Origin of the sequence: Methylobacterium tarhaniae (genome assembly GCF_001043955.1) — a bacterium.
GTDB classification, from domain to species: Bacteria; Pseudomonadota; Alphaproteobacteria; order Rhizobiales; family Beijerinckiaceae; genus Methylobacterium; species Methylobacterium tarhaniae.
The window spans coordinates 14,362-30,643 of record NZ_LABZ01000059.1; the positions used below are offsets into that span (position 1 = coordinate 14,362).

Below are 16,282 nucleotides of genomic sequence, written 5' to 3' on the forward strand. Positions count from 1 at the left end.
GGGGCGGAACCCGCGGCGGCGCTCTTGCGCGAATCACGCGCGCGGCACGGCCACCTCCGAGTTCGGCCGTGCCGCGGCCGGCTCGTGCGCGTGAGCGGCGACCCCGTGTCCGAATCACGCGTCACATGCCGGCCTGAAAGTCAAAGCGATCTTCTGCGCCCCGCCGGCAGCATCGCTTCGGAAATTGTTCAATTAACTCAGATAAATAGCAGCCGCAAGGACATTGTGCTGCGTTATTTAATTTTATGATTTGCGCGTATCGGAGCACGATCTGTCAATTTTCCAATTCAATTTTAGCCAGCGCAGCAACGGTGACGACGACAGCTCCGGTGGCGAATCGCAATCATTGCCGACGACCGGGAAAAACGTCCATCGCGGTTAGATCTTAGGTTGCGGCCGCTCTTGATAGCCAAACCTAGAGTTAATAACGTGCCGCTGCCCGTGATTCCGCAGCGGAAATCCATCATGAAAGCAATTCGATTCCCTCTTGCCACGTTGATCGTCGGCGTGATGGCAACCCATCCGAGCGCAAGCGAACTCGGAAACGCGACACAGACCTTTTGCGCAGATGGGACCGGCGCACTCTGCAGCGTCCTTCCGACCGATATGTACGTGAAGAACTTCAGCGACATCGGATATCCGGTCACGTCGAACGGCCAGAAGCCGCCGGATTTCAATCAGACTTTCACGGACTACTTCGCCTGGCAGGCTTTCATCGCCCTCAACTGGCCCACCGACGGCAGTGGCAAGCCCTCGACCCAGTCGACGATCCTCACGGACACCACGTCTCCCCGCGTCTGGAGCACGTACAAGACGAAAGAGGACGTCTTCGGAACGCAGGTCGCCGGAATCGAGAATGCGAACTGCGCCTCGAATTCTAAGAATCTGAAGGTGTTCCGGACCTCGAAATTCGAGTTGACGAGCTTCGAGCAGGCATTCAAGCCGTATCCGTTGATCGACCGCTACGGCAATTTCGTCCTCTACGATGTCCGCCTGAACGATGTCGAGGTCAACTATCTGCAGAAAAACAATCTCACGACGAGCAAGGGGCAGTCGAACTTCAAGCAGGCGTACGATTTTCCACGCGGCGCAGGCAACAATCCAGGAGCAATTGAGATAAAATCTTCCTGGAGAATCATGACAGAACAGGACGACAAAACGGCATATTATACGACGCCGGCTACCATCATCGTCCCGCCGGAATACAGCGATTCGGGCAAGGAGATGTGCATCGACACGACTGTCGGGCTCGTCGGGATGCACATCGCCCAGAAATTCACCAACCCGACCCCCTTCTCTGATTTTTGGCTTTGGGCGACGTTCGAGCATGTTGCAAATGCACCCATGGCTGACGGCGCGCCGGTCTCGCAGTTGAACGACGCCTCGCCGCTATCGTCGCTCGACCCGCCGATCTGCCAGCGCAAGCCTGACACGAGCGACCCGACGCGCTACTCGTTCTACGATCCGACCTGCAAGGATTCGAACGGAGATTGTCCGATCAACACGCCACCAGCGACGAAGACGGGCAATCTTTACAAGTGGTCGGCAGTCCCGCCTTATGCGAAGACCTACATGACGACAACGTCGGCAGGTTCGTTCGGAACCCAGGTCGCACGCTGCTTCGCGATTTATGAAAGTGCGCGATCGGTGACGGGAGCCTATCAGGCGAAGCTCGGCGGATCGCCGTGGTCCAAGTACATGCTCGTCGGCGCCCAATGGGCGGCTGCCAGCGCCACCGAGGCAACCGCTTTCCGCGCCCTGATGCCGTTCCCCGCCCCGATCTATCTGTCGAACACGACCCTCGAGACGTATTTACAGGACGGGGCGGTGATGAAGCCCGAGAACGGCGCCGGGTCCTGTATCACGTGTCACAACCGGGCGACGGATACGACGAACAAGCCTTCCAACTTCAGCTTCCTGCCCGGCGCGGCCAAATAGCCGGCCGAGGAACCGGCCAAGCAACCGGCCGGATCGGCGACCGAGGGGGGGCCTGCGGGGATCGAGCCCGAGCTCGACCTCGCGATCCGGGCCGACGCGCCTGCGAGCGGATCTCCGCGCGTGGGCGCGACACTCTGGAGGGACCGGCGCGGATTGCGCTACATGCTGGGGGCTTGATCCGTCGAGGCCGCATCGCGCGGCCCGCCAGTGCCGAAAGCCGCATGCCGCATACGACCGTGACCGACGCCCCCGCGCCCGCCCGCCGACGCCGTGACTGGCCTGGGTTGTTCCTGCGCGCCGTCCTCTCGCTGCTCCTCGGCTTGCCGCTGGGCGGCGTCCTCTTCGCCCTGACGGGGCTCGGAATCGCGGTCTTCAACGACGACCCGATCCTGCAGCATCCCTGGCTTCTCGCCTTCCGCACCCTGGCGGCCGCCGTCAGCTACGTGTTCCTGGGCGGCTTCGCCTGGACGCCGGAAGGCGGCTACGAGAGCCTGCACGCCTGGTACGCCGCCGGCGTTATGCTGGCCTTCGTCCTCATGAGCCAGCCGTGGCGGCGCTGGACGCGGCGGGCACGGCCGGAGGCTTGGCCGCGCCGGGCCTGACCACGTCGCTGCGCGATATTGCCGCGGTTACGGGCCGGAGGGCGGCGGAACGGAACGTCCGCCGAGGGCGAATCTTACTCCCCCCGAGCATCCAGGCCCGCGAGAGCCGGGATGCGTGCCCTCGATCGGAGCCTCATCCATGCATCGTCGCGACGTCCTGGTCAGCATGCTGTCCGCCACCGCGGCCCTCGCGGTCACCCGCACCGCGGTCGCCCAGCCGGTTCCGCCCGGTGCCATGCCGACGCCGGTCTACCTGGCGATGGCCACCAAGGGCGGCCTCTTCCTCGAGAACACCGCGCGCGACGCCTTCGCCAAGACCGGGAACCCGCGGGTCAAGCGGTTCGCCCGGGCGGAGGTGACCGAGCAGGTGAACCTCGCCAACAAGATCGACGGAGTCACCGGCGGCGGCGTCGCGGTGCCGGTCGGCGGCCAGCCAGGAGGCATGCCGGGCCCTGGCGGGCTCGTCGGCGGCCTTGTGGCGGCGCCGCTCGCGGTCGCGGGGGGCGTGGCCGGTGCGGCGGCCGGGACCGTCGGCGGCGTGCTGGGTGTCCCGGGCAGCGGCGCTGCCCCCGGCGGGATGACCTCGGACGAGCAGAAGGCGCAGATCCTGTCGCAGCTCTCCGGCCTCCAGGGCGGTCCGCAATACGACGCCACCTTCGTCAACGCCTCGCTCCAGGGCCACCGGGAGGCGCTGATGATCCATGGCTCCTACGCCCAGAGCGGCGAGGACCCGGCCCTGCGCCGCATCGCCCAGGGGGCCCTGCCGCTGATCCGGCTGCACATCTCGCAGCTCTCCCAGATGCAACGGACGATGGGCGGCGCCGCCGAGGGCTGAGGAGACCGGGGACCATCCCGGAGGCCGCGCGGCCTCCGGAACGAAGGCGGAGACGATGGGCGCCCTCGAACGCGTGGTTCGAGGGCGCTGCTTTTCGTCTTACGAAATCCGGAAGTGATCCTCCGGATCACGTATCAGTTGTTCATCGGGTCGGCCGTCCCTCGCGAATAAAACATTTTCGCGAGGGCCTGCGGCGATTGCTACATTGGATAGCGAGTTTTTACTTAGTCCTTCAGATCCTTCTCGATGTCGGCCAGCAGCGCCAGGTGCTCGCGGATCTGGCCGCGGGCGAGCTTGGCGACGCCGAGATTCTCCCGGTCCTTGCCGGTGGAGAGGTAGGCCTCCTGGATCTTCAGGAGCGCCTGGTGGCCCTCGATCTGGCCACGGATGTACTCGAGGTCGAAGGCCTTGCCGGACTTGGCCTGTTCGAGCTTGTCCAGCATCGCCTTGCCCTTCGGGTCGAGCTGGCCGGTGACCTCGGGCTCGGCCGGCGGCTTCACCTGACCGCTCGCGGCCTGGGACGGGTCGCGCATCGCCTTGAGCACGTCGGCGATGGTCTCCTGCTCGGCGACCTCGAACCGGGCGAACTGCTTCACGTCGTCGTCGGAGGCCTTCTGAAGCGCGACGCGGCTCGCCGCCAGGGAGGCCGATCCGGCCGCCAGGGTGTCGGCGGCGTGCTTGGCCTCGGCCTCGCCCATCCGGGCGCCGGTATTGCCGGTGGCCGCGGCGGTCGGGCCGCCCTGCAGTTGCTGCTGCTGCGCGATCGCCATGGTGACGAAGGACGGGATCGCCACGGCCGAGGCGATGGCGGTCAGTGCGAGACGACGATGCATGGCGGATACCTTGACTCTTCGCGACAGGGGCGCCGTGGCGCAAGCACTAACGCCGCCGTGAAAGCGGGGGTTTCAGCGTCGCCTTTGGTGAATCGGGGGGAGCGCCGCGAAGGGGGGTGCGGACCCCTCCCCTGCGCCGATCGCGCCCCGGACTTACGACCATCGGTGAGGTTCCGCCGGTCGCCGTGAACGTGTCGTCTGCCTACGGCAAGGCCTGTCGTCGGCGGGGCGGCCGTCGCGGGATACGGAGACGGAAGATGACCACGATCTTCTTCGGACCGCTCCGCGCGGCCCAGAGCGCCAGACCGGACGGCGCGAGGCCGGACAGCGTCAAGCCGGTCGCGTCGGTCTGCTGCTCCGCGATCGTCGTCTGCCACTTCGCCGACCGGCGCCGCGTGACGAAACCGTAATCCTCCCGTGAGGCCGGTGCCATCCGGCGGCGCGCACTCTGCTTCTTCGGCGGCCCGTCAGGCGGCCGCACGAGGACCGTGTCATGCGACGCACTCTCACCATCGGGGCCGCTCCCGCCCTCGGGGTTCTGGCGGGGATCATGAGCGCCGGGCTGCCCGGTATCGCCCTGGCGCAGGCGCCGGATGCGACACGGCCGGTTCAGGTTGCCCGCGTTCAGGTCGCCCATGTTCAGGTCGCTCATGCGGGCGACACGGCGGGCGGACCCGGAGGCCGGCATCGCCTGAGCCCGGAGGACGCCCAGGCCTTCACCGATGCGCGCGTCGCCGCCCTGCATGCCGGCCTGAAGCTCACTCCCGACCAGGAGAAGCTGTGGCCGCCGGTCGAGGACGCGATGCGCAACCTCGCCAAGGTCCGGCGCGACCAGCGCGAGGCCCGGCGAGGGCGCGACCGCGATCCCGTGGCCGAGACCGCGCCGGACGCGATCCGGACCCGGGCGGACGCGCTGGCGGCGCGCTCGGATGCCCTGCGCAAGCTCGCCGACGCCTCGCAGCCGCTCTACGCCACCCTCGACCAGGCGCAGAAGCAGCGCGCCGCGATGCTGAGCCGACCGATGGGACGGCACCACCATCGGGGCATGCACCGGCACCACCGCGACGACTGAGCCACTCCGGCCGCTCGCCCGGGTCGCCGTCGCGTCCGCGCGACGTCGCCTGGGCGGGGAGCATGGCGCCAGCTTCCGTCCCCTCCCCTCTCCCGATCTCGCATTCTCCCGTTCCCGCCACCCCCGGCCCCTGTTGCGGGCGACACCGCCGCGCGGGGCCGCTCGCAACATTTCGCGCAATCTGCACGCAATCCGGTCATGCGATACCGGATGTCGCGGTGAAGCTCGGCAGCCATCGGCACCACTGCCGGGACCCGCGAGGAAACGCGCCGCGGCGGGCCTTCGCCGCCGATCGGTCTTTCGGGCCCGTCGGCGCGACGACCGAACCGAAGAGCAGCCATGACAGACTGACCGGCAACCAGCGGGAGAGGCAGATGGACAACGTCATCCGTCCGGATTTCCAGCGTGCGGCCAAGACCCGGGGCGATCACCCCAGGAAGGCTCGCACCGGGGCCCGGGTGCAATACGTCAAGTCCTACGGCGAGGTCGGGCACCACGCGGTGTCCCTGGTGCGCGACCGCTCGGCCCCCGAGGGCGACGTCTACAAGGTCGTGATCGACACCCTCGGCGGCCAGATGGGGCCGGTCGGCGTCGAGCCCGCCACCCCCGACGGCATGTTCGATGCCGACCTCGTCGGCATGGCGGTGATCCGCACTCTCGAGCTGCTGGCCCGACGCTCCGGCGATTTCGACGTCGCCTGACACGCCGCCGGATCAACCCTCTCCCTCGCTGGCCGAAGGTCTCCCGCGTGGACAGCCGGCGCCGGCCGGCCCCATCATGCGGGAATCGACGGGCGGGAGCGGGCGATGGCCGGGACGAGCAGGACCTCCGAAGAGAGCAAGACCCTGGAAGAAACCTGGACCTATTTCGAGGGCGCCTGGCACCCGGGCAACGTGCGGATGATGGGGCCGCGCACCCACGCGGCCTGGCTCGCCTCGATGGTGTTCGACGGGGCCCGGGCTTTCGAGGGCGTGACCCCGGACCTCGACCTGCACCTCGCCCGGATCAACCGCTCGGCCGCCGCCTTCGGCCTCGAGCCGGTGGTGGCGCAAGGCACCTGGGCCGAGCTGGTGCAGGACGGGCTCCGGCGCTTCGCGCCCGGTGCCGCGCTCTACATCCGGCCGATGTACTGGGCGGAAGCGGGCCTGGGCGGCGCGGTGCGGTTCGACCCGGCCTCGACCAACTGGTGCCTGTGCCTCTACGAGGCGCCGATGCCGCCGCCGACGGGCTTCACCGCCACGCTGTCGCCGTTCCGGCGCCCGACCCCGGATTCCGCCCCCCTCGACGCCAAGGCCGGCTGCCTCTACCCGAACAGCGCCCGGGCGATCGCGGAGGCCGCCGCCCGCGGCTTCGGCAACGCCCTGATGCGGGACGCGCTGGGCAACGTCGCCGAGTTCGCCACCGCCAACGTGCTGATGGCCCGGGGCGGCGTGGTCTACACGCCCGTCCCGAACGGCACCTTCCTGGCCGGCATCACCCGCGGCCGGGTGATCGCGCTCCTGCGCGAGGCCGGCGTGACGGTGGTGGAGAAGACGCTCACCGTCGACGACCTGACGGGCGCCGACGAGATCTTCTCCGTCGGCAACTTCGCCAAGGTCGTGCCGGTCACCGCCCTCGACGACCGGACCTTCGCCCCCGGCCCGCTGTTCCGGAAGGCGCGCGAGCTCTACTGGGCCTTCGCCCACCGGGGCTGACGCGCCTTTCCTCTGGGTCGCCCCTTGCTCCTCTGACCGCCCCTTGAGAGAAGCGGGGCGGTTCGGGGAAACGGGGATCGTGATGATCGTGCGGTTGGTGGTCGCGTGGGCGACGGTGGCGGCCTTCGCGGCGTTCGGCGGAGGCTGGCTCGGCGGGCTCGCGACGCCGCTGGCGGCGGCCGGTCTGTTCACCTGGCTCTTCGCGGTCATCCTGTGGTCGGCCTTCGGGGTGGTGCACGAGGCCGAGGAACTGGCCGACCGCCTCGGCGAGCCCTACGGCACCCTGATCCTGACCCTGTCGATCGTGATCATCGAGGTGGCGCTCGTCGCCGCCGTGATGCTCGGCGCCAAGGCCGCCCCGACCCTCGGGCGCGACACGATGTTCGCCGTCATCATGATCGTGATGAACGGCCTCGTCGGCGTCGGGCTGATCCTCGGCGGCCTGCGCCACCACCGCCAGAACTACAACCTCGACGGGGCCGGGGCCTACCTGGCCGCGATCATCCCGCTCACCACCATCGCGTTGATCATCCCGAACTTCACCCTCTCGACCCCGGACGGCTCGCTCACGGTGGTGCAGGCGGCGGCGTTCTCGATCCTGACGGTGGTGCTCTACGGCATCTTCCTGCTGCTGCAGACCGGCCGGCACAGCGACTTCTTCACCGACCTCGTCAAGCCGGGCGCGCTCACGCCGGAGAAGGCCGCCCCCCACCCGGATGCGGGAACCGGGGCGATCCTGCGCCATGCCGGCCTGCTCGTCGTCAGCCTGCTGCCGATCGTGCTCCTGTCGAAGAGCCTGGCGGCGATCCTCGACCACGGCATCGCGGCCCTCGGCGCGCCCTCGGCGCTGGGCGGCGTCATCATCGCCGCCATCGTGTTCACGCCGGAGGGCATCAGCGCCCTCAAGGCGATCCGGCGCGACCAGCTCCAGCGGGCGATCAACCTCTGCCTCGGCGCGGTGACCTCGACGGTCGGCCTCACCGTGCCGGCGGTGCTCGCCATCGGCCTCATCTCGGGCCAGAAGGTCGTGCTCGGCCTGCCCCCGGCCCAGATGGCGGTGCTCGCCATGACGCTGCTGCTCAGCGTCATCACCTTCTCGCGCCAGGGCACGACGGTGCTGGAGGGTGCGGTGCATCTGGTGGTGTTCCTGACCTACCTGACGCTGATCTTCAGCCCGTGAAAGAACCGATGCGCCTTGGTCTTTTCCCTCTCGCGACCTCATCCTGAGGTGCGACCGTCAGAGAGCCTCGAAGGAGGGCTCCAGATAGCGCGGAGAGCTCTGGAGCCTTCCTTTGAGGTCGGCCGATCTTCGATCGTACGCGATCTCCGATCGCCGACACCTCGGGACGAGGTCGCGACGAGGAAGGATCGTAGAAGCAACCCAACAACAAGAAGCGGCGCGGGCCCTCCGGCCCGCGCCGCTCATGCTCTCACCGATCCGACGGGGCTCAGGCCGCGGCCGAGACCTCGGTCGGGACGGTCGAGATGGTCTTCAGGATCTGCGAGGCGATCTGGTAGGGGTCGCCCATCGAGTTCGGGCGGCGATCCTCGAGGTAGCCCTTGTAGCCGTTGTTGACGAAGCTGTGGGGCACGCGGATCGAGGCGCCGCGGTCGGCCACGCCCCAGCTGAAGGTGTGGATCGAGGCGGTCTCGTGCTTGCCGGTCAGCCGCATGTGGTTGTCCGGGCCGTAGACGGCGATGTGGTCCTCACGGGCATCCGCGAAGGCCTTCATCAGCGCCTCGAAATACCCCTTGCCGCCGACGTCCCGCATGAACGCGGTCGAGAAGTTGGCGTGCATGCCCGAGCCGTTCCAGTCGGTGTCGCCGAGCGGCTTGCAATGGTACTCGATGTCGATCTCGTACTTCTCGCAGAGGCGCTGCATCAGGTAGCGCGCCATCCACATCTCGTCGGCGGCCTTCTTGGAGCCCTTGCCGAAAATCTGGAACTCCCACTGGCCCTTCGCCACCTCGGCGTTGATGCCCTCGTGGTTGATGCCGGCGGCGAGGCAGAGATCGAGATGCTCCTCGACGATCTGGCGGGCGACCGAGCCGACGTTGGAATAGCCGACGCCGGTATAGTACGGGCCCTGCGGCGCCGGGTAGCCGGTCTCGGGGAAGCCGAGCGGGCGGCCGTTCTTGTAGAAGAAGTATTCCTGCTCGAAGCCGAACCAGGCGCCTTCGTCATCCAGGATGGTGGCGCGCTTGTTCGACGGGTGCGGGGTCGTGCCGTCCGGCATCATCACTTCGCACAGGACGAGGACGCCGTTGGTACGGGCCGGGTCGGGGAAGTGGCGGACGGGCTTGAGCACGCAATCCGAGGAGCTGCCCTCGGCCTGCTTGGTCGAGCTGCCGTCGAAGCCCCAGAGCGGGAGCTGCTCGAGGGTCGGGAAGCTGTCGAAGGCCTTGATCTGGGTCTTGCCGCGAAGGTTCGGGGTCGGCGCATAGCCATCGAGCCAAATATACTCGAGCTTGTATTTGGTCATCTCGCGTCTCTCTTCAGGTTCCGATGGAGCCCGTGATTCCTCGTCGGCGTCCATCACCCGCCAGCGGCATCCCATCGCTTGCACGTCCCGTGCCAAACCCGGATGGAGGGTGGAACGACCGGCGGGCCGGGGCGTTTCCTGCCGCTCATGCCGGGCGGGACGGCCCTGCGGAACGACGCCACGGGGGCGTGGCGGCTTTTCTGCCCGGTTGCGCGCCAGGGCGCCAGGACGCCCAAGAGCGCGCCACACCCGACAAACCAGGCCGCGACGCAAGCGCAGGCATGCACGAATTGTAGCCAATCGCTGATTTTTTCGTGGTCAAGCCGCGCATTCCCCGGGCACACTTCGTTACGATCTCAGAGGCCGCGGCGGCGACGCCCGGCCCTCACGGGAGGCCCACTCGATGAGCACCACCGGCCCGCGCACCACGGCGAAGATCTACGCATTCCCGGCCGGCGGCCGCAGCCGCGGCGGCCGCAACGACTGGACGGCTCCGTCGCCGGCAGCGCGCGAGCGCGGCCCGGAGATCATGCCGGCGAGCGGCGGCTACCACGACGAGGCGATCCGCGAGGAGCGCGCGCGCAAGCCGTAAGGCCGGGCGGCCCCTGGCGGGGCAGCGCTTGGTCCGAGGCGAAGCCCCTGGCGGGGCAGCGCTTGGTCCGAGGCGAAGCCCCTGGCGGGGCAGCGCCTACTCGCCGAAGATCGACCAGCCGAGGCGTTTCGTCAGGCGCTCCAGGGCGATGCGCCCGAGATGGGAATTGCCGGCGGCGTCGAGGCCCGGCGCCCAGACCGCGATCGAGGCCTTGCCGGGCGCCACCGCCAGGATGCCGCCGCCGACGCCGCTCTTGCCCGGCAGGCCGACCCGGTAGGCGAACTCGCCCGAGCCGTCGTAATGGCCGCAGGTCAGCATCACGGCGTTGATGCGCTTCGCCCGCTCGGCCTGCACCACCGACAGGCCGGTGCTGGGATCGCGGCCGGAATGGGCGAGGAACCGCCCGGCCACCGCGAGCTGCCGGCAGGTCATGCTGATGGCGCAGTGGTGGAAGTAGACGCCGAGCGTGTACTCGACCGGATTGTCGATCACTCCGAAGGACTTCATGTAGTTGGCGAGCGCCACGTTGCGAAAGCCGGTGCGCTGCTCGGAGGCTGCCACCGCCTCGTCGATGGTGATCGAGGTGTCCTGCGCCAGGTACTGCATGAAGCGCAGGATCTCGCCGAGCGCCTCGCGCGGCTGGTGGCGCGACAGGATCAGGTCGGTGACGGCGATCGCCCCGGCATTGATGAACGGGTTGCGCGGGATGCCGCGCTCGTATTCGAGCTGCACGACCGAGTTGAACGGGCTGCCCGAGGGCTCGCGCCCGACCCGCCGCCACAGCTTGTCGCCGACCATGCCGAGCGCCAGCGTCAGGGTGAAGACCTTCGAGATGCTCTGGATCGAGAACGGCACGTCGCAATCGCCGGCCGCCGCGACCGTGCCGTCGGCGCCGATCACCGCGAGGCCGAAATGGCCGGGATCGACCCGGGCGAGTTCCGGGATGTAGCGCGCCACCTCGCCGCGGTCGCTCCGCTGGCGCATCTCGTCGACGATCTCGCTCACGACGGTTTCGAGGTTCGGCACGGATCGGGAATCCCGGAAAGGAGGAGAAGCGCGGCCTTAATCCTGCAAGTTCGAGGCCTCAAGCTGTCGGCGGACAGTTCCGGCATCCCGGCGAGAGATTTTGCGCGATTGACTGGCACCGTCGTGGATCGTCGTGCGTTGACGTAACGGCCGCCCGGGATGCGGCCGGGTCACGCGAGAGGCAGGATTGGACCGGGACGGAACCATCGCGATCATCGGGGCAGGCATCGCCGGTGCCGCTGCGGCGCGCCGGTTGAGCGAGGCGGGCCGGCGCGCCGTCGTGCTCGACAAGGGCCGCGGCCCCGGCGGCCGGATGGCGACGCGGCGCGGCCCGGATTCCCTGCGCTTCGACCATGGCGCCCAGTACTTCACCGCCCGCGACCCGCTTTTCGCCGCCCTGGTGGAGGGCTGGACGGCGCGGGGTGTGGCGGCCGCCTGGGGTGAGCCGAGCGGGGGCAGGCCGGGCCGGCACGTCGGAACGCCCGGCATGTCCGCGCCGGTGCGCGACCTCCTCGACGGCCTCGACGTGCGATGCGGCCGCGCCGTCGGCCGCCTCGTCCGGGACGGGCGCGACTGGCGGCTGGCGGAGGCCGACGGCGCGGCCCTGGCCGAGGACGCCGCCTTCTCGGCCGTGCTGCTCACCTGCCCGTCGCCCCAGAGCCTCGCCCTGCTGGCGGGCGCCGGCCACGACCTGCCGGGGGTGGCCGAGGTGCGCTACGCCCCGTGCTGGACGCTGATGCTGGCCCATGACGGCCCACCGCTCCGCGACGGGCCGGTGCGGGAGGACCGGGACCCCGACGCGACGATCGCCTGGATCGCCGAGAACGGCAGCAAGCCCGGGCGCCAGGGCGGCGGCACGCTGGTGGCGCACGCCTCCCCGTCCTGGTCGCGCGCCCACCTCGAATGCGAGGCGGAGGACGTCGCCGGACGCCTGGTCTCGGCCTTGCGGGACCTGATGCCGCTCGGAGACATCCGCCACCGCGCCGCCCATCGCTGGCGCTATGCCGCGGTCGAGCGGGCCGTGGGCGAGCCTTGCCTGTTCGTGCCGGGAAGCGGCCTCGGCTTTGCCGGCGACGGCTGCCTCGGGCCGCGGGTGGAGTTCGCCTATCTGAGCGGCCTCGCCCTCGCCGAGCGGGTGCTCGCGGAGGCGGCGTGATAGCGAGGACGACCGCCAAGGTGCGGGAGCACACGGCGGACGGCGTCCGGGCAGGGCTAGCCTGATGCCACATCAGGACCATCGTTCCGCCCAAAGGCGGTGCGACACCTCTCCTGACCGGGGTGCCCGCATCCCTCAAAGCCGGCGCCGCCGGCCCTCGAAGGTCGGAAGCTCCGGCCTCGCCCAAGCCACAGGGAGCCCATGTCCCGAGCCCAGGAGGCGCGTAGCCTCCGCGGTTCACCTCTGATCCTTCATGTCGGGTGAGTACAATGTCTGATGCGTCCCTTTTCCTCCATATCGGCTTGTCGCTGAGCTTCGTGGGCCTCGTCGGCCTCGGGATCGGCCGGGCTCTCGACGCCTGGGTGCGGCTGGCGCCGACCGGCGCCGATGACGAGGGCGCGCTGGCGGACTAGGCCCCGGCCGGATAGGCTCATCCTGAGGCAGGAGGACGGCGCTTGCGCGAGCTGATGGAGAGGGCCGGCCGCATCGCCGCCCGGCTGACGGCCCGGCGGGAGACCGTCGCGGTGGCCGAATCCTCCGCCGGCGGCCTCGTCTCCGCGGCCCTGCTGGCGGTTCCGGGCGCCTCCGCCTACTTCCTCGGCGGCGCAGTGGTCTATACCGGGGAGGCGCGGCGCGCCCTGATCGGGCTCGACGAGGCCGGGATGGCCGGCCTGCGCAGCGCCAGCGAACCCTATGCCGAGCGCGTCGCCGGACTCGTGCGCGAGCGCCACGGCGCAGCCTGGGGCCTGTGCGAGACCGGCGCCGCGGGCCCGGGCGGCAACCGCTACGGCGACGCCGCCGGCCATAGCTGCCTCGCCATCGCCGGCCCGGTCACCCGCCGCCTGACCCTCGAGACCGGCGACAACGACCGCGCCGCCAACATGGAGGCCTTCGCGGCCGCCATGCTGGACGCCTTCCTGGACGCGCTGGAGGAGGCGGACCGGGCCCCCTGAGGAGCCCGCTCCAAGAATCCCGCTCCAAGAAGCCCTTGTGGAAAGAAGCCCTCGCCGATCAGCTCGGCCGGTCCATCCGGCAGGTGGTCGGCAGCAGCGTGTCCTTGGTCTCCACCCGGCCGACCATCTTCCAGCCCCAGCCGGTGCCCTCCTCGTCGAAGCGCATCCCGGGCTCCATCGGACCGAAGGAGTGGACGAACATCGTCTGGAAGTACTGGTGGTCGTCGGGCCGGACGTAGCCCTCGCTGCCGACATGCGGCTTGAGGCGGGCCTGCTCGAGTTTGGGCGCCACCTTGCGCGCCTCGGACGAGCCGGCCTCCTGCATCGCGGTGAGCAGCGCGTTCATCGCGTTGAAGGCGCGCGGATAGGTCGAGCCGATGCCGGTGCGGGCCCGGAATGCGGCCTCGAATTCCTGCGTCGCGGCATCGCCCTCGTTGGCGGCACCCTGCGAGACCTCGAACACCCGGTGGGCGAGCCCGGTCTGGCGCACCACCGTCGGCCCGCCAGTCCCGCCGGCATAGTAGGTGTAGAAGCCCGCCTGGAGACCGGCCTCCGCGGCGGCCTTGAGCAGCAGGTTGATGTCCTGGGCCCAGTTGCCGGTGATGACCGAATCCGCCCCCGAGGCGCGGATCTTGGTGACGTAGGGCGCGAAGTCGTTGACCTTCTGCAGCGGGGTCACCTCGTCGCCGACGATCTCGATATCGGGCCGCTTCGCCTTCAGCATCGCCCGGGCCTGCGACCGCACCGACTGGCCGAACGAGTAATCCTGATTGATCAGGTATACCTTCTTGATCTCCGGCCGCGTCTTCATGAAGTTCGTCAGCGCCTCCATCTTGATGTCCGAATTGGCATCGAAGCGGAAGTGCCAGTAGTTGCACTTCTCGTTGGTCAGCGACGGATCGACGGCGGAGTAATTGATGTAGATGACCTGGCGGTTCGGATTGCGCTCGTTGTGCTTGGCGACGAAGTCGGTGAGCGCCGCGGCGGCCGAGGAGCCGTTGCCCTGGACCAGCACCCGGGCGCCGGCATCGATGCCCTTCTGGGCGGCGATCAGGGTCTCCTGCGGATTGACCTTGTTGTCGTAGGCCAGCACCTCGAAGCGAAACTGTTTCTGGCGGGCGTTCAGCACCTCGGCCATGTACTGGAAGTGGCGCAGGCCCGCCTCGCCGGTCGGCGCGCCGCCGCCCGAGAGCGGATCGATGAAGGCGATCTTCACGGTCTCCTGTGCGGCGACCGGGCCCGAGAGGGCCAGGGTCGCGGCGGCGCTGCCGAGCGCCAGGATCGCGGACGGACCAGACAGGGACACGGCGACGACGGCGCCACGCAGCGCCTCGCGGATGGACGTCATGCTTCCTCTCCTCTCGGCCGCGTTCGTCTCAGGTCCCATCCGGGCCGGCGCCGCGTTGCCGCCCAGGAGAGTCCGGTTGCGAGTGGAGGCTCGTCAAGCCGAAATCGGCATCGTCCCTCATCCTCGTCCCACATGTGGGACCAAATCGGACTCCGTTCGACTTCTTTACCCAAGAGATCCTCTGTTCTGCCTCATCCCGAAGCACGAATCCCTCGTCGAACGCCTCGCCTCTCGCGATGAGACCGCAGATCTGACAATCGAAACTGCGATCGAAGCGGATCATTCATAAATCATATGTCGCAATACAACTATGGTGACGCCATTTGATGATGAATCAACTCACTCTGAAATGATTGTAAACAAATCCACGCCGTCGGATCGGCCCGCGATCGTTGACACCCTCTTGGGCCGGAGCATAAGCGTCGCGGTGGCGCGAGATTTTTCGGCACGGCGCGACCCGGGAATACGGACCATGCTTCAGCCCGACACGGCGCCTGGGATCGCCCCGGCCCACCCGGAGACCCACCGGTGAGGAACGTGCTGTTCCAGGTCCACTGGTTCCTCGGCCTCACCGCCGGCCTCGTCCTGATGGTGGTCGGGGCGACCGGAGGCGTGCTCAGCCTCGAGGAGGAGATCACCGGCCTTCTCAGCCCCGGCATCGTCACCGTCCCGGCCCGGGAGGCGCCGCGCCTGACACCGGATGCGCTGATCGCCCGGCTCAGGGACGACGCGCCGGGGCAGCGCGTGAAACGGCTCGTCCTGAGCGGGGCACCGGACCGGGCGGTGCAGGTTCACCTCACCGGTGACGGCTCGGGCCGGGGCAGCGACACCTATGTCGATCCCTATGACGGGCGGATCCTCGGGCCGGCCCGCGGCGAGGACGTCTTCGGCTTCGTGCGGCGGCTGCATCGCTGGCTGGTCCTGCCCGGGGACGGCGATGGCTGGGGCCGCACCATCACCGGCGCCTCGGCCCTGGCCCTGGTCTATCTCGCGCTCTCGGGCCTCTACCTGCGCTGGCCCAAGGGCCGCCGCGACTGGCGGATCTGGCTGAAGCCGGCGCTGAACCGCCGCGGCCGGGCGCTCTACTGGTCGCTGCACGCGGTCGTCGGCACCTGGGTGCTGGTGCTCTACCTGGTGATGGCGCTGACCGGCCTGTGGTGGTCCTACGGCTGGTACCGCGACGGGGCGACGCTCCTGCTCACCGGCCGCCCTCCCGCCGCGCCCGCCCGGGATATGGGACCGCGGGACAGGGGGACTCGCGAGGGCGCGCCGGTCCGCCTCGATCCCGCCTTCGCGGCCTTCACGGCGGCGACGAACGGGCGCTACGCCACCGCCTCCCTGGTGCCCGCCCGCGAGGGCGAGACGATCCGCATCCGCGCGGTGGCGCCGGACGCCGACCACTTCCAGGCCCGCGACGAGTGGCGCTTCCACCCCGACGGCACCCTCGCCTCCCGCGACCTCTACGCCGGGCGACCGCTGGGTGCGCGGCTGACCGGCAGCATGCTGGCCCTGCACCAGGGGCACTTCTTCGGTCCCGTCGGCTGGATCACGTTCATGCTCGCGGCGCTCGCCATGCCGCTCTTCGGCGTGACGGGGCTTCTCCTCTATCTCGGCCGGCGCCGAAGCCGGCGGCGCCACGCGGCCGCGACGGTTCCGGCAGCCCGACAGGCGGCCTGACGCCCGCTCGCGAGTTGCCTTTCGGTCCCATCAGGCATTAAGCGCACGGGCAGCAGGGCCGCCCGACCGGCGA

The 16,282-nt window shown here is 69.2% G+C and carries 17 protein-coding genes; 13 read left to right on the top strand and 4 right to left on the bottom strand.

Annotated features, from left to right (window positions below):
* The first annotated feature begins 429 nt into the window (after positions 1 to 429).
* The 3 genes from VQ03_RS09570 (at position 430) to VQ03_RS09580 (ending at position 3,375) form a co-directional block, all read left to right on the top strand.
* On the top strand, positions 430 to 1,938 hold the full coding sequence (locus VQ03_RS09570; RefSeq protein WP_157064045.1) for a hypothetical protein: 1,509 nt from the start codon (positions 430 to 432) through the stop codon (positions 1,936 to 1,938).
* 221 nt (positions 1,939 to 2,159) lie between these two features.
* On the top strand, positions 2,160 to 2,540 hold the full coding sequence (locus VQ03_RS09575) for a hypothetical protein (protein WP_245292021.1): 381 nt from the start codon (positions 2,160 to 2,162) through the stop codon (positions 2,538 to 2,540).
* A 139-nt stretch (positions 2,541 to 2,679) separates the two neighbouring features.
* Positions 2,680 to 3,375: a DUF4142 domain-containing protein gene (locus VQ03_RS09580; RefSeq protein ID WP_048450651.1), complete on the top strand. Its 696-nt coding sequence runs from the start codon at positions 2,680 to 2,682 to the stop codon at positions 3,373 to 3,375.
* Positions 3,376 to 3,599: 224 nt separating this feature from the next.
* On the opposite strand, the gene VQ03_RS09585 is transcribed toward VQ03_RS09580, so the two are convergent.
* Positions 3,600 to 4,208, bottom strand: coding sequence for a DUF4142 domain-containing protein (locus VQ03_RS09585; protein ID WP_048450652.1), 609 nt, complete (start codon positions 4,206 to 4,208; stop codon positions 3,600 to 3,602).
* A gap of 257 nt (positions 4,209 to 4,465) precedes the next feature.
* Here VQ03_RS09585 and VQ03_RS32935 point away from each other — a divergent pair, with 257 nt between their 5' ends.
* From VQ03_RS32935 to VQ03_RS09605, 5 genes are all read left to right on the top strand, one after another.
* Complete coding sequence (locus VQ03_RS32935; protein WP_157064046.1) at positions 4,466 to 4,618, top strand: hypothetical protein; 153 nt, start codon at positions 4,466 to 4,468, stop codon at positions 4,616 to 4,618.
* Positions 4,619 to 4,701: 83 nt separating this feature from the next.
* A complete protein-coding gene (locus VQ03_RS09590) occupies positions 4,702 to 5,280 on the top strand; it encodes a Spy/CpxP family protein refolding chaperone (RefSeq protein ID WP_245292022.1) in 579 nt (192 codons plus the stop codon).
* A gap of 374 nt (positions 5,281 to 5,654) precedes the next feature.
* The gene (locus tag VQ03_RS09595; protein WP_048450653.1) at positions 5,655 to 5,981 is read left to right on the top strand and encodes a hypothetical protein; all 327 of its coding nucleotides are present in this window, start codon (positions 5,655 to 5,657) and stop codon (positions 5,979 to 5,981) included.
* 105 nt (positions 5,982 to 6,086) lie between these two features.
* Positions 6,087 to 6,974, top strand: coding sequence for a branched-chain amino acid aminotransferase (locus VQ03_RS09600; RefSeq protein ID WP_048450654.1), 888 nt, complete (start codon positions 6,087 to 6,089; stop codon positions 6,972 to 6,974).
* 76 nt (positions 6,975 to 7,050) lie between these two features.
* Complete coding sequence (locus VQ03_RS09605; RefSeq protein WP_048450686.1) at positions 7,051 to 8,154, top strand: calcium:cation antiporter; 1,104 nt, start codon at positions 7,051 to 7,053, stop codon at positions 8,152 to 8,154.
* A gap of 268 nt (positions 8,155 to 8,422) precedes the next feature.
* On the opposite strand, the gene VQ03_RS09610 is transcribed toward VQ03_RS09605, so the two are convergent.
* Positions 8,423 to 9,457, bottom strand: a complete 1,035-nt coding sequence (locus VQ03_RS09610) for a glutamine synthetase beta-grasp domain-containing protein (RefSeq protein WP_048450655.1) — start codon at positions 9,455 to 9,457, stop codon at positions 8,423 to 8,425.
* 403 nt (positions 9,458 to 9,860) lie between these two features.
* Between VQ03_RS09610 and VQ03_RS09615 the strand changes: the two genes are divergently transcribed.
* Positions 9,861 to 10,049, top strand: coding sequence for a DUF2735 domain-containing protein (locus tag VQ03_RS09615; RefSeq protein ID WP_048450656.1), 189 nt, complete (start codon positions 9,861 to 9,863; stop codon positions 10,047 to 10,049).
* Positions 10,050 to 10,145: 96 nt separating this feature from the next.
* Here VQ03_RS09615 and VQ03_RS09620 read toward each other — a convergent pair whose 3' ends face one another.
* Positions 10,146 to 11,075 (bottom strand): glutaminase, encoded by a 930-nt coding sequence (locus tag VQ03_RS09620; RefSeq protein WP_048450657.1) that lies wholly within the window; start codon positions 11,073 to 11,075, stop codon positions 10,146 to 10,148.
* A gap of 187 nt (positions 11,076 to 11,262) precedes the next feature.
* On the opposite strand from VQ03_RS09620, the gene VQ03_RS09625 reads away from it, so the two are divergent.
* The 3 genes from VQ03_RS09625 to VQ03_RS09630 all read left to right on the top strand — a co-directional run bounded on the left by VQ03_RS09625 (position 11,263) and on the right by VQ03_RS09630 (position 13,184).
* Positions 11,263 to 12,231, top strand: a complete 969-nt coding sequence (locus VQ03_RS09625) for an NAD(P)/FAD-dependent oxidoreductase (protein WP_048450658.1) — start codon at positions 11,263 to 11,265, stop codon at positions 12,229 to 12,231.
* 269 nt (positions 12,232 to 12,500) lie between these two features.
* Complete coding sequence (locus VQ03_RS33705) at positions 12,501 to 12,644, top strand: hypothetical protein (RefSeq protein ID WP_167376070.1); 144 nt, start codon at positions 12,501 to 12,503, stop codon at positions 12,642 to 12,644.
* 42 nt (positions 12,645 to 12,686) lie between these two features.
* Entirely contained in the window at positions 12,687 to 13,184 is a 498-nt protein-coding gene (locus VQ03_RS09630) for a CinA family protein (RefSeq protein WP_048450659.1), read from the top strand.
* 58 nt (positions 13,185 to 13,242) lie between these two features.
* Here the strand turns inward: VQ03_RS09630 and VQ03_RS09635 are convergent, their stop codons facing one another.
* Positions 13,243 to 14,532 carry a branched-chain amino acid ABC transporter substrate-binding protein gene (locus VQ03_RS09635; protein ID WP_083467890.1) on the bottom strand — a complete coding sequence of 430 codons (1,290 nt, stop codon included), beginning with the start codon at positions 14,530 to 14,532 and terminating at the stop codon, positions 13,243 to 13,245.
* Positions 14,533 to 15,060: 528 nt separating this feature from the next.
* On the opposite strand from VQ03_RS09635, the gene VQ03_RS09640 reads away from it, so the two are divergent.
* Entirely contained in the window at positions 15,061 to 16,209 is a 1,149-nt protein-coding gene (locus VQ03_RS09640) for a PepSY-associated TM helix domain-containing protein (RefSeq protein WP_048450660.1), read from the top strand.
* Positions 16,210 to 16,282 lie beyond the last annotated feature (73 nt).